Genomic DNA, 13,103 nt, shown 5'->3' on the forward strand with positions numbered 1-13,103 from the left:
GTCGGTGACGGCGGTGGTCGACTCCCAAACCGTCAAGGCCGACGCCACCGCCCCGAAGACGGCGTCCAGGTATAACGCGGGGGAAAGGCGATGGGCGCGAGCGCCACCTCACCGTGGACACGCGAGGGCTGCCGGTGATGATGATGGCCACCCCTGCCGACATCCACGACGCGCACGCAACACGCGACTTCCTCTTCCGACTTTGTCTGGCTCACCCCGAGGTCGCCCTCGTGTGGGCCGACTCCGCCACCGGCGGGGAACTCGTCACCTGGGCCAAGGACCGCCTCCGCCTCACCCTCAAAACCGTCAACAGGCCCAAACCCAAAGGTTTCGTCATGCTGCCCAAGAGGTCGGTGGTGGAGCGATCGATCACTTGGATCATGAGGGCTCGCCGCAACTGCCGGGACTCCGAGGCTCTGCCTCAACACGCCGAAGCTCACCTGGCCCGGACCGTCATGACTTTCATGACGCGTCGGCTGACGAAGCCGGTTGCCGACCGGCGTGAGCCCAAACTCCCGCCACCCCCACCATCCCCGCCCCTGCGTATCCGCCTGCGCCCCTGGACCGTCCCTTGCCCCCGTACCCCGGTGACCGAGTCGGCTCACCGGGCTGCGCTGAATGTCGCTCGCGCACCGGCATTCCTCGCGCACTCCACTCGCTCAGCCCCGCCGCCGCTCAGGGTTCACCCGCTGGAAGTCTCACTCGCTTCCTCGTCGTGACCGGCGGCAACCTCGTCCCGGCTCTGGGAGCCCCGCCGGCTGCGGCTTCTCCTGTTCGCCACCGCCGACCAGTTCATCACCACCGGCCAGTTCATCACCACCGGCCGATGCCGCTACCTCCGCCTCGCCAGGCATTGGCCCTGGACCGACGTGATCACCGCTGCCCTGGACCGGCTCCACGCCCTCCCGGACCCCCGGCTGACCAGTAGCTTCCCACCGTCCCGACAACAACATCACCCGCCCTGGGCAGTGGAAACCGGCGCCCACTCGACGCGACAACCGGGTCGTCGGTCTGCCCACAACCAGCCCCGGAAAGCAAAAAGGTCCACCGACGCCGTCGGCGGACCCTCGCGAAAGATCGCGGCTAACGCGTATTCAGCAGTCGGACTCCGACCAGCGGTTGTCGTTCCGCAATCGCTGATCGTCAAGGACCAGCTCACGAATCGCCTCCGGGAGCTGCCCACGCTGCCACTGACACTCGCGTCACCCCCCGCAGCTACCGCCTCGTCGCTCTCTCCCCGTCCCAGTGGCGTGTGGAGCCGAACCAGGCGCATCGTGCTCCCGAGCAGGCTACGCCGGGAGTACGTCGAACGGGAGGCCAAGCAGCTCTCTCTCCCTCATGGAACTGTGCCGCATCTCACCTGCCGTCGGCCTCTTGACCACCAGGGGACCCGGGACATAGCGTTCCGACACCCAACCAAATTGAAACGATTCAACCCGTTTGGTCCATCACGATCCTTGGGACGCACTGATGCACGAACCGATCTCGCAGCGCGGCGGGGTGTCGCGGCGCACAGTACTGGCCGCCGCACTGACGGCGGGAACCGTGGCAGCCATCGGCGCCGTGGCGCCGGGCGTGGCCGCACTCCCCGGCACCGGAGGCGGCGAGCCGACCGCCGACTGGTTCGCCCGTCCGCCCCGCTCCGTGCGCCCCAAGTTCCGCTGGTGGTGGCCGGACGGCCTGGTCGACCCGGACGAGATCGCCCGGGAGATCGACCAGATCGCGGACGCGGGCTTCGGCGGCGCCGAGATCGCCGCCGTACACCACAGCATCAAGGACAAGTCGGTTCTCGACACCGCCCACCACGGGTGGGGGAGCAGACCCTGGCGGGACGGCGTCGAGGCGGCCCTGCGCCGCGCGGCGAGACGCGGCCTGACCGTCGACCTCACCCTCGGCCCCAGCTGGCCCGCCGCCGTCCCCGGCGTCGCCCCCGACGACGAGGCGGCCGCCAAGGAACTCGTCCTCGGCCGGGCCTCGCTGAGCGGTGGCGCCACCTACCAGGGCCCGGTCCCGCCGCCCCTGCACGAGGCGGCCTCCGGCGTCACCCGGCAGGACCTCGTCGCCGTACAGGCCGCCCGTGTCGAGCCCGCCAACTCCACCCGCAAGGAGACGGGACTCGACCTCTCCAGCGTCCTCGACCTCACCGCGACCGTCCGTGACGGTGCCGTGTCGTGGACGGCGCCCGAGGGCGGCGACTGGGTGCTGATCTCCTACTGGCAGCGCGGCTCGGCCCAGCAGCCCGAGTCCGGCCCGCACTCCGCACCGGCCGCCCATGTCGTCGACCACTTCAGCGCGGCGGGCACCGCCGCCGTCACCGGTTACTGGGAGGACCACCTGCTGACGCCGTCCCTGCGGAGCCTGCTGAAGGCCGCGGGCGGCGCCTTCTTCGAGGACTCCATAGAGCTGGAGACCGACGGCCTGACCTGGACACCGGGACTGCCGGAGGCCTTCGAACAGCACACAGGGCGTCCCCTGCTGCCGTATCTCCCGGCGATTGCGCTGAACAAGAGCAACCAGGTCTTCGCCTTCGATCCGCAGCTGACCCGGCAGATCAGACACGACTTCTGGGAGACCGTGTCCGGCCTGTTCAACCGCCACCACGTACGCGCCCTGCGCGAGTGGGCGCGCTCCCTCGGCATGTCCCTGCGCGCCCAGCCGTACGGCCTTCAGACCGACGCCATCGCCTCGGCCGCGCTGCTCGACATCGCGGAGGGCGAGTCCCTCGGCTTCAAGAACCTCGACGACTACCGCTCCCTGGCCGGTGGCCGGGACATGGCCGGGCACACCGTGCTGTCCTGCGAGGCGGGCGCGTACAACGGCTCCGCGTACAGCACGACCTGGGACCGCTTCCTGCGCACCATGGGCGGCGCCTACGCGGCCGGCGTCAACCAGACAGTCGTGCACGGCTTCTCCTACGCGACCGCCCCCACGGCCGAGTGGCCCGGGTTCGCGGCCTTCAGCCCGTACAACGGGGCCGCCGGCTACGGCGAGTCGTGGGGCCCTCGGCAGCCCACCTGGCGGCACGCCGAGGACATCGCCGACTACCTCGGACGCGTGCACCTGGTGCTCCAGGCCGGCACCGCGAGGGCCGACGTCGCCGTCTTCCGGCAGACCGGCTACACGGCCACGGGCATCGGCGCGTCCTGGTTCACCTCGACCGGCGTCCCGCTCGGCTGGACCCACCAGTTCCTCAGCGGCCCGCTGCTGGACCTGCCGAACGCGACGGTGTCGCGCGGCCGCCTCGCCCCGGACGGCCCCGCGTACAAGGCGCTGTTCGTCGAAGGCGACTTCTTCTACGGCTCCACGCCCACACTGGCCCTGACCGACGCCCTCAAGATCCTCAAGCTGGCCGAGGCGGGACTGCCCGTGGTCCTGCTCGGCGCCTTCGACCAGGCGGTGACCCCGGGAGTGCCGGCGCGGGACGAGACGGACCGCCTGCGCGCGACCCTGACCCGGCTGCTGGCCCTGCCCAACGTCGTCCGCGTCACCGACAAGACGGCCGTCGGCGACGCCCTCGCCGGACTCGGCGTCACCCCGGACGTGCGCCACGCGACCGCGTCCACACTGCTCAACGCCCACCGCGTCACCGAGGACGCCGACTTCTACTACCTGTGCAACGGCAAGCACGCCGAGACCGTCAAACCCCCCGTGGCACCGATCGACCACGACATCACCCTGCGCCGCACCGGAGGCGGCGGCGCCACGGTGCCGTACCTGCTCGACCCCTGGACGGGAGCGGCCGTACGGCTCGCCCAGTACACCGAGGACGGCGACGAGTTCACCCTCCGTGTCACACTCCAGCCCGGCCAGGCCGTGATCGTCGCCCTGGGCCGCCCCGGCCTGTTCGCGGACCGCCACGGCAGCAGCCCGCACGCCGTCACCACGGACGCCGACCAGGTGCTGTTCGCCCGCGGCGGCCTGACCGTGCGGGCGAGCACCGCGGGTACGTACACCACGCGCCTGTCCCAGGGCCGCACGGTCACCACCACCGTCCCGGCCGTGCCCGGACCGATCACGCCGAGCCGCTGGGACGTCGAGGTCGAGGACTGGTTCCCGGGAGCCGGGCCGACGCGCACCGAACGCGTCCACCGCGCCCTGACCCTCGACGCCCTCCTGCCCTGGTCCCAGATCCCCGAACTGGCCGACTCCGCCGGCATCGGCCGCTACCGCACCACCATCGCGCTCCCGGACGACTGGGATTCCTCCCACGGCGCGTTTTTGGAACTCGGCCAGATCAGCGACACCTTCCGGGTGACCGTCAACGGCACGCGCCTGGCCACGGTCGACCGCCTCCATCCCGTGGCCGACGTCGGCTCACTGCTGCGGCCCGGTGACAACCTGATAGAGGTAGAGGTGGCGACACCGCTCATCAACCGCCTCAGGGTCGCCCGGCCGACGGTGTTCGGCACGACCGCACGCCAGGCCTACGGGCTCGTCGGTCCCGTACGGCTGGTGCCCTACCGGCAGAAGCTCGTGGAGTGACGGGCCGACCGTCGCCGGGGTCGTGGTTGCCGTGCTCAGCCTGGTGATCATTGCTGTGCAGTCGGCCCACGGGTGGTGACTTCTCGCAGGAGCCCTGCCTGAGGGCTCCTGCGGCGTTCACGAACGGCCTGTTGTGCGCCGAAGTAAGGGCGGAAGCCGCCAGTAGTTGATCTTCAGCCCTTGCGTTGTGCGGCTGGGTCGCGCTGGGCGACTTGTGCGGCGACGGCGTCCACGCCCGGCCGGGCGTACCGTTCCAGGGAACGCACGGAGGTGTGGCGGGAGCGGGCCGGCAGCCTTGGCGTTGAGGTGCCGTCCTCCGCGTCGTGCGTCAACGCACTGTGGCGGAGCCGATGGAGTGTCCACCCTTCCAACTCGTCAAAGGTGACGGCGGTGTTCGCGGTCGGCGGTGCGATCGGCCTGATCGGGCTGGCCTCACGGGTGTTCGCGGTCGCCGACTTCACCCCGCCGATCATGATGCTCGTCGGCCTCGGCGTGGGCGTCGACTACGCCCTGCTGATCTTCTACCGCTACCGGCAGGAGCTGATCGAGGGCGCCGACCGGCAGCATGCGGTGCGTGCGGCGCTCGGCGTCGCCGGGCGGACCGTGTGCTTCGCCGGGTGCACCGTGGTCGTCGCCCTGCTCGGGCTCGTGGCGCTGGGACTCGGCTCCCTTCAGGGCGTCGCGCCGGCCGTGGCGCTGACCGTGCTGGTCACCATGGCCGCCTCGCTGACCCTGCTGCCCGCCCTGCTCGCACTGTTCGGCGCCCGTATCGCACGGCAGGTCCTGAAGCGCGCCGGGAAGGACCGCGCCCGGGGCCGCGTGAGGGCGAGCGGTGGCGGCCGCTGGCCTCGGCCGTGCAACGCCGTCCGCTGCCCGCCCTGTCCGCACCCGCCTCGGGATGCGCCTGGGCATCGCCGACGCGGGCAACGACGGTCCCGCCACGACCAGCCGCCAGGCATACGACCTGCTCGCCGAGGGCTTCGGCCCGGGCTTCAACGGCCCCCTCGTCGTCGTCGGCCGGGGCGACGATGCCGCCGCCGAGCGACTGCGCGCCACCCTTGCCGGGACCGACGGCATCGCGGCCGTCTCCCCGCCGCTGCCCTCCCGCGACGGCACCCTGTCCACGGTCATCGCGAACCCCACCACCGCACCCCAGGACGAGGCCACCGCCGGTCTGGTCCACACCCTGCGCGACGATGTCCTGCCCCGGCTGGGCGCCGAGACCGGCGCCGAGTACCTGGTCGGCGGGGCCCCGGCGGCCACCCAGGACCTCTCCGACGCGGTCGCCGCCCGCATGCCGCTGTTCGTGACCATCGTCGTCGGGCTGTCGGCCCTGCTGCTGTTGGCCGTCTTCCGCTCGCTCCTCATCCCGCTCAAGGCCGCCCTGCTCAACCTGCTGTCCGTCGCCGCCGCGCTCGGCACGATCACGCTGGTCTTCCAGCACGGCTGGTGGACCGAGGACCCGGTGCTCGCGGCCTCGCGGTGGCCGTCCTCCTGGACGCCCTGGTCATCCGCTGCCTGATCGTGCCGGCCGTCATACGACTCCTGGGGCGGTGGGCGTGGTGGCTGCCGGGGCCGCTGGCGCGACTGCTGCCGAGGGTGACCCTGGAGCGGCCTTCATCCTGACGGCGCCCTTCACTGTGGCGTCCGTGCTTTGTACTCAAGTAGTAACTAAGTATCAGTACGGATGGCGATGTGTCGTCATGATCGGCAAGGCTGTTCCGCATGACGACACACCACGCCTCCGAGTACGCCGCCGACTCCACGTACGCCGGCGAGTCCGCCCAGTCCGTCGAGCCCGCAGTGACGGCGGGCATGCTGCTCGCCGTGATCGCCGGCCTGGCCTGGACCGTGGGGATGATCTACACACTGACGGGCTGGGCGCAGTAGCTCCCGCCTATTGGGCAGCCGCCACCCGGAAGGTGATCCCCGCCGTGCGCAGCCGTTCGATCAGGGCGTCGCCCATCGCGACCGCCGTCGTGACCTGACCGGCCGTCGCCGGAAGGTCGTCGAAGGCCAGACAGAGCGCGGACTCGGCGAACATCTTCGCCGTCTCGCCGTAGCCCGGGTCGCCGCCCGCGACCTCGGTGAAGACCCGCCGCCCACCGCCCTCGCCGACGAACCGCACCGAGAACCAGCTCTTCTCCCGCCTCTGAGCGCTCGGCCCCTCACCGGGCTTGAGCCGGTCGCCCAACCAGCGCCGCGCGGGCGGCACTTGAGCGGCGGCGAACACCGCGCCGACGAACGCCACCCCGCCCACCGCGAACGGCAGGGTCTTCACGGCCGCGTAGTGGCGGTAGCGGAAGTCCGGCCCGTACCGGTGGAGCGTGCGCGCCGAGCGCCGCACCATCTGCGCGTCGATGGTCGGCAACGGCACCGCCCACGCGCCGACCTCCTTCGCGAACCGGGGCGCGCTCACCGGCGCGTACGCCCTGCGGCCCACCGTGCGCGGCTCGTGGCGCTTGCGGTCCTGCGCCGCGGCGGCGGTCTGCCGGACCCGTGAGAAGCCCGTGAGCGCCGAGTTGAACGTACCGCCGGAGAACATCCCCGAGGCCCGTACATACCCGTCCACGGTGATCGGCACGTCCTCCGGGAGCTGTTGCACCGTGAAGTAGGCGCCCAGGTCGTGCGGTATCGAGTCGAAGCCCGCCGCGTGCACCAGGCGCGCGCCGGTCTCGCGCGCGCGTGCGTCGTGCCGTACGAACATCAGGTCCACGAACTCCGGCTCACCGCTCAGGTCCAGATAGTCGGTGCCCGCGTCGGCGCAGGCGGCCACCAGCTCCTCGCCGTAGGTGATGTACGGGCCGACGGTGGTGGCCACCACGCGCGCGTGGAGGGCGAGTTCGCGCAGGGACTTCGGGTCGGACACGTCCGCTGTCAGGACGCCGATCTCCGCGCCGCCGGGCAGCCGCTCGCGCAGCGCCGCCAGCTTCTCCTCGCTGCGCCCGGCGATCGCCCAGCGCAGGCCCTTCGGCGCGTGCGCGGCGAGATACTCCGCGGTGAGCTCTCCGACGAACCCCGTTGCTCCGTAGAGCACGATGTCGTACGCCCGATCCGCCGTGTCCCGCTTGCTCATGGCACCCCTCAGTACTCGCCCACGACCCCGTCCACGCGCCGTTGTCGGTGGCTGAGGCTAGCGTGAGGAACGAGCAGCCGAACGCGCGGGATACGGAGGTGGCCGTGGTCGTACGCGAGAGCGCCCAGAAAAAGTGGGAGAAGGTGCGCGAGTTCGCCCCGGGGACTCCCGGCGCGGCCGAGGGCACCCACGCCCACGCGCCGACCCGGGTGATCGCCCCCAAGAGGCTGATAGCCGAGCCGGGCGCTTGACGAGCCCGGTGGCGAGAGCCTGGTGAGGGCGGGCTGACGTGGCCGCGCCCTTGGGTCACAATGACTAAGCGTTTGCTCATTCAGGGTCTGTGGGCCCTGGACGTCGTTTCTCACATCACTGGTGTTACATCATCGGTGTCGCAGAGCTTGGGGGCTCGATGGCAGTGGCGAAGACGCCCGTGCACGGTCCGCTCGCCGGTGTGCGCGTGGTCGAACTCGCGGGCATCGGCCCCGGACCCTTCGCCGCCATGCTCCTCGGCGACCTCGGCGCCGATGTCGTCCGCGTCGACCGTCCGGGCGGCGCGGGCCTCGCCGTCAACCCCCTGTACGACGTCACCAACCGCAACAAGCGCTCGGTGATCGTCGACCTGAAGTCCCCCGAGGGCCCGGACCTCGTCCTCGACCTGGTGGAACGCGCCGACGTCCTCATCGAGGGCTACCGCCCCGGCGTCGCCGAGCGCCTCGGAGTCGGCCCCGAGACCTGCCACGCCCGCAACCCCGGGCTCGTCTACGGCCGGATGACCGGGTGGGGCCAGCAGGGCCCCCTCGCCCCGCGCGCCGGGCACGACATCGCGTACATCGCCCTGACCGGCACCCTCGGCATGATCGGCACCCCCGGCACCCCGCCCCCGGCCCCCGCCAACCTCCTCGGAGACTACGCCGGAGGCTCGCTCTACCTGGTCGTCGGCGTCCTCGCCGCCCTCCACCACGCCCGCGCCACCGGCGCCGGACAGGTCGTCGACGCGGCCATCGTCGACGGCACCGCCCACCTCTCCACGATGATCCACGGCATGCTCGCCGCCGGCGGCTGGCAGGACCGCCGCGCCGCCAACCTCCTCGACGGCGGCTGCCCCTTCTACGGCACCTATGAGACCGCCGACGGCCGGTACGTCGCCGTGGGCGCGTTGGAGCAGCAGTTCTACGCGGAGTTCATCGAACTCCTCGGCATCAAGGACCGGGCACCGGCCCGCAAGGACACGGCCGCCTGGGCCGAACTGCGCGAGACGGTCGCGGCCCGCTTCCGGACCCGTACGAGGGACGAGTGGACGGCCGTCTTCGAGGGCTCCGACGCCTGTGTCGCCCCGGTCCTGTCCCTGCGCGAGGCCCCGCACCACCCGCATCTCGCGGCCCGGGGCACCTTCACCGACTTCGGCGGCATCACCCAGCCCGCCCCCGCACCCCGCTTCTCCGCCACCCACACCCACATCCGCGGCGGCCCCGCCCAGCCGGGCGCCGACACGGCGGACGTGGCCGACGACTGGGGCATACCGGGCCTCCTGGGCGACACGGCCGCGGAGACGGTCCCTCCGAACGGCGGCCCCCGGGAGGCCGTTGCCCGGACCAGCGCTTCCCAGGAGCCCGTCGCCCCGACCGGAGCCCCCTCCGAGCACACCGACTGACACCGGCCCGTCCGGCCCGGACACCCATCCGGCCGTCGGCCCCACCCCGACCCTCACCCTCCCGCACTCGAAAGGCCAGCCCGTGAGCACCGAAGCGTATGTGTACGACGCGATCCGCACCCCGCGCGGTCGCGGCAAGGCGAACGGCGCCCTGCACGGCAGCAAGCCCATCGACCTGGTCGTCGGGCTGATCCACGAGATCCGGCGCCGCTTCCCGGGCCTCGACCCGGCCGCCGTCGACGACATCGTGCTCGGTGTCGTGGGCCCGGTCGGCGACCAGGGCTCCGACATCGCCCGTATCGCCGCCATCGCCGCCGGGCTGCCGGACACGGTGGCCGGCGTCCAGGAGAACCGCTTCTGTGCCTCCGGCCTGGAGGCGGTCAACCTGGCCGCCGCGAAGGTCCGTTCGGGCTGGGAGGACCTGGTGCTCGCGGGCGGCGTCGAGTCGATGTCCCGGGTGCCGATGGCCTCGGACGGCGGCGCCTGGTTCAACGACCCGATGACCAACCTGGCCGTCAACTTCGTACCGCAGGGCATCGGCGCCGACCTGATCGCCACGATCGAGGGATTCTCACGGCGAGATGTCGACGAGTACGCGGCGCTGTCCCAGGAGCGGGCGGCGGCGGCCTGGAAGGACGGCCGGTTCGACAGCTCCGTCGTCCCCGTCAAGGACGGCGCGGGCCTGGTGATCCTCGACCACGACGAGCACATGCGGCCCGGCACCACCGCCGACTCCCTCGCCAAGCTGAAGCCGTCTTTCGCGGACATCGGCGAACTGGGCGGCTTCGACGCGGTGGCGCTGCAGGAGTACCACTGGGTCGAGGAGATCGACCACGTCCACCACGCGGGCAACTCCTCCGGCATCGTGGACGGCGCCTCCCTCGTCGCCATCGGCTCCCGGGAGATCGGCGAGCGCTACGGCCTGCGCCCCCGCGCCCGCATCGTCTCGGCGGCGGTCTCCGGCTCCGAGCCCACCATCATGCTCACCGGCCCCGCCCCCGCCACCCGCAAGGCCCTCGCCAAGGCCGGCCTCACCATCGACGACATCGACCTGATCGAGATCAACGAGGCCTTCGCCGCCGTCGTCCTGCGCTTCGTGAAGGACATGGGGATCTCGCTGGACAAGGTCAACGTCAACGGCGGCGCCATCGCCCTCGGCCACCCGCTGGGCGCCACCGGAGCGATGATCCTCGGCACCCTCGTCGACGAACTGGAGCGCCGGAACAAGCGCTACGGCCTCGCCACCCTCTGCGTGGGCGGCGGCATGGGCGTGGCGACGATCGTCGAGCGCGTCTGACATCCCTGCGGAACCACGAGACTTCCACGGCACAGCTACGGAGACCCCGCAATGACCGAGAGCACCACCATCCGCTGGGAACAGGACCGCACCGGCCTCGTCACCCTCGTCCTCGACGACCCCAACCAGTCCGCGAACACCATGAACCAGGCGTTCCGTGAGTCCCTCGCGGTGATCACCGACCGCCTGGAGGCCGAGAAGGACACCGTACGGGGCGTCATCATCACCTCCGCCAAGAAGACCTTCTTCGCCGGCGGCGACCTCCGCGACCTCATCCGGGTCACGCCCGACACCGCTCGTGAACTCCTCGACGGCGGCCTGGAGATCAAGCGCAACCTGCGCCGTATCGAGACCCTGGGCAAGCCGGTCGTCGCCGCGATGAACGGCGCGGCCCTCGGCGGCGGCTACGAACTCTCCCTCGCCTGCCACCACCGCATCGCCCTGGACGCCCCCGGCGCCAAGATCGGCTGCCCCGAGGTCACCCTCGGCCTGCTCCCCGGAGGCGGCGGCGTCGTCCGCACGGTCCGGCTGATGGGCATCGCCGACGCCCTGCTGAAGGTGCTGCTCCAGGGCACCCAGTACACCCCGCAGCGCGCCCTGGAGAACGGCCTCATCCATGAAGTGGCCGCAAACCAGGACGAGTTGATGGCGAAGGCCCGCGCCTTCATCGACGCCAACCCCGAGTCCCAGCAGCCCTGGGACCGGCCCGGCTACCGCATCCCGGGCGGTACGCCCGCCAACCCGAAGTTCGCGGCGAACCTGCCCGCCTTCCCCGCCACCCTGCGCAAGCAGACGGGCGGTGCCCCCTACCCTGCGCCGCGCCGCATCCTCGCCGCCGCCGTCGAGGGCGCCCAGGTCGACTTCGACACCGCCCAGCTCATCGAGGCCCGCTACTTCGTCGAACTGGCGGCGGGGCAGACCTCGAAGAACATGATCCAGGCGTTCTTCTTCGACCTCCAGGCGGTCAACTCCGGCGTGAACCGCCCCAAGGGCATCGAGGCACGCCAGGTCCGCAAGGTCGCCGTGCTCGGCGCCGGAATGATGGGCGCGGGCATCGCGTACTCGTGCGCCCGCGCGGGCATCGACGTCGTCCTGAAGGACGTCACCGCGGAGGCCGCCGCGCGGGGCAAGGGCCACTCGGAGAAGCTCTGCGCCAAGGCCGTGGCGAAGGGCCGTACGACGCTGGAGAAGGCCGACGCCCTCCTGGCCCGCATCACCCCCACCGCCGATGTGAGCGACCTGGCGGGCTGCGACGCCGTGATCGAGGCGGTCTTCGAGGACACCGCCCTCAAGCACAAGGTCTTCCAGGAGATCGAGAGCGTGGTGGCGCCGGACGCCCTGCTGTGCTCCAACACCTCCACCCTCCCCATCACCGCCCTGGCCGAAGGTGTGGAACGCCAGTCGGACTTCATCGGCCTGCACTTCTTCTCACCGGTCGACAAGATGCCGCTCGTCGAGATCATCAAGGGCGAGCGCACCGGCGACGAGGCGCTGGCCCGCGCGTTCGATCTGGTCCGCCAGATCAAGAAGACCCCGATCGTCGTCAACGACTCCCGGGGGTTCTTCACCTCCCGGGTCATCGGCCACTTCATCAACGAGGGTGTGGCGATGGTGGGCGAGGGCATCGAGCCCGCGTCGATCGAACAGGCGGCTGCCCAGGCGGGCTACCCGGCGAAGGTCCTCTCCCTGATGGACGAACTCACCCTCACCCTCCCCCGCAAGATCCGGGCCGAGTCCCGGCGGGCGGTGGAGGAAGCGGGCGGTGTGTGGACCGAGCACCCCGCCGAGCGGGTCATCGACCGCATGGTGGACGAGTTCGCCCGCCCGGGCCGCAGCGGCGGAGCGGGCTTCTACGACTACGCCCCCGACGGCCGCCGTGCCAAGCTCTGGCCCGGCCTGCGCGAACACTTCACCCGGCCCGGCCACCGCATCCCCTTCGAGGACATGCAGGAACGCATGCTCTTCTCCGAGGCCCTCGACACCGTCCGCCTCCTGGAGGAGGGCGTCCTCACCTCGGTGGCCGACGCCAACATCGGCTCCATCTTCGGCATCGGCTTCCCCGGTTGGACGGGGGGTGTGCTGCAGTACATCAACGGCTACGAGGGCGGCCTGCCGGGTTTCGTGGCCCGATCCCGCGAACTGGCCACCCGCTATGGCGACCGTTTCACACCACCGGGGCTGCTGGTGCAAAAGGCGGAGAGGGGAGAGCGGTTCTCTGACGCCGGTTAGCGAATGGCCGGGCGCGGGAGAGCTCGGGGGGCGGGGGCGTGTGGCGGCTGCGGGTGGGTGGGGGCTGGTCGCGCAGTTCCCCGCGCCCCTTAAAAGCACGGCCCTGCGGCCCGGCAAGACGGCCCTGCGGCCCTGAATGCACGGGCCTGTGGCCCGGCAAGACAGCCCTGCGGCCTGAAAGCCCGGGTCGGCGGCTCTGCGGCACGGCCCTGCGGCCTGAAAGCACGGCCCTGCGGCCCGGCGATGGCCCTGCGGCCCTGAATGCACGGCCCTGCGGCCCGGCAAGACAGCCCTGCGGCCTGAAAGCACGGGCCGGCGGCTCTGCGGCACGGCCCGGCGGGCCTGCGATACCGGTCTGTGGGCCGATG

General features: G+C 71.5%; 9 protein-coding genes and 3 pseudogenes. 9 read left to right on the plus strand and 3 right to left on the minus strand.

The window, feature by feature from the left end; translation table 11 throughout:
* Nucleotides 1-71: 71 nt before the first annotated feature.
* On the plus strand, nucleotides 72-719 hold the full coding sequence (locus tag ACWD4G_RS05565) for a transposase (RefSeq protein WP_451291145.1): 648 nt from the start codon (nucleotides 72-74) through the stop codon (nucleotides 717-719).
* A gap of 15 nt (nucleotides 720-734) precedes the next feature.
* Nucleotides 735-914 (plus strand): annotated as a pseudogene (locus tag ACWD4G_RS05570) (IS1380 family transposase); the annotation flags it as partial.
* A 180-nt stretch (nucleotides 915-1,094) separates the two neighbouring features.
* On the opposite strand, the pseudogene ACWD4G_RS05575 reads toward ACWD4G_RS05570, so the two are convergent.
* Nucleotides 1,095-1,199: pseudogene (locus ACWD4G_RS05575) on the minus strand (putative immunity protein); the annotation flags it as partial.
* Nucleotides 1,200-1,470: 271 nt separating this feature from the next.
* Between ACWD4G_RS05575 and ACWD4G_RS05580 the strand changes: the two are divergent.
* Nucleotides 1,471-4,482: a glycosyl hydrolase gene (locus tag ACWD4G_RS05580; protein ID WP_451290902.1), complete on the plus strand. Its 3,012-nt coding sequence runs from the start codon at nucleotides 1,471-1,473 to the stop codon at nucleotides 4,480-4,482.
* Nucleotides 4,483-4,655: 173 nt separating this feature from the next.
* Here the strand turns inward: ACWD4G_RS05580 and ACWD4G_RS05585 are convergent, their stop codons facing one another.
* On the minus strand, nucleotides 4,656-4,943 hold the full coding sequence (locus tag ACWD4G_RS05585; RefSeq protein WP_451291164.1) for a hypothetical protein: 288 nt from the start codon (nucleotides 4,941-4,943) through the stop codon (nucleotides 4,656-4,658).
* On the opposite strand from ACWD4G_RS05585, the pseudogene ACWD4G_RS05590 reads away from it, so the two are divergent.
* Both ACWD4G_RS05590 and mmpA read left to right on the plus strand, forming a co-directional pair.
* Nucleotides 4,864-6,108 (plus strand): annotated as a pseudogene (locus ACWD4G_RS05590) (MMPL family transporter); the annotation flags it as partial. The gene ACWD4G_RS05585 and the pseudogene ACWD4G_RS05590 overlap by 80 nt on opposite strands.
* A 99-nt stretch (nucleotides 6,109-6,207) precedes the next feature.
* Nucleotides 6,208-6,372 carry a morphogenic membrane protein MmpA gene (mmpA, locus tag ACWD4G_RS05595; protein WP_451290903.1) on the plus strand — a complete coding sequence of 55 codons (165 nt, stop codon included), beginning with the start codon at nucleotides 6,208-6,210 and terminating at the stop codon, nucleotides 6,370-6,372.
* A 7-nt stretch (nucleotides 6,373-6,379) separates the two neighbouring features.
* Here the strand turns inward: mmpA and ACWD4G_RS05600 are convergent, their stop codons facing one another.
* On the minus strand, nucleotides 6,380-7,558 hold the full coding sequence (locus tag ACWD4G_RS05600) for a saccharopine dehydrogenase family protein (protein ID WP_451290904.1): 1,179 nt from the start codon (nucleotides 7,556-7,558) through the stop codon (nucleotides 6,380-6,382).
* A gap of 62 nt (nucleotides 7,559-7,620) precedes the next feature.
* Here ACWD4G_RS05600 and ACWD4G_RS05605 point away from each other — a divergent pair, with 62 nt between their 5' ends.
* The 4 genes from ACWD4G_RS05605 to ACWD4G_RS05620 all read left to right on the plus strand — a co-directional run bounded on the left by ACWD4G_RS05605 (nucleotide 7,621) and on the right by ACWD4G_RS05620 (nucleotide 12,735).
* On the plus strand, nucleotides 7,621-7,809 hold the full coding sequence (locus ACWD4G_RS05605) for a hypothetical protein (RefSeq protein ID WP_451290905.1): 189 nt from the start codon (nucleotides 7,621-7,623) through the stop codon (nucleotides 7,807-7,809).
* 158 nt (nucleotides 7,810-7,967) lie between these two features.
* Complete coding sequence (locus ACWD4G_RS05610; RefSeq protein ID WP_451290906.1) at nucleotides 7,968-9,209, plus strand: CaiB/BaiF CoA transferase family protein; 1,242 nt, start codon at nucleotides 7,968-7,970, stop codon at nucleotides 9,207-9,209.
* Nucleotides 9,210-9,291: 82 nt separating this feature from the next.
* On the plus strand, nucleotides 9,292-10,506 hold the full coding sequence (locus ACWD4G_RS05615; protein WP_451290907.1) for an acetyl-CoA C-acetyltransferase: 1,215 nt from the start codon (nucleotides 9,292-9,294) through the stop codon (nucleotides 10,504-10,506).
* A 51-nt stretch (nucleotides 10,507-10,557) separates the two neighbouring features.
* Complete coding sequence (locus tag ACWD4G_RS05620; protein WP_451290908.1) at nucleotides 10,558-12,735, plus strand: 3-hydroxyacyl-CoA dehydrogenase NAD-binding domain-containing protein; 2,178 nt, start codon at nucleotides 10,558-10,560, stop codon at nucleotides 12,733-12,735.
* The last annotated feature ends 368 nt before the right edge of the window (nucleotides 12,736-13,103 follow it).

The sequence above is a fragment of the Streptomyces sp. NPDC002643 genome (genome assembly GCF_053592555.1).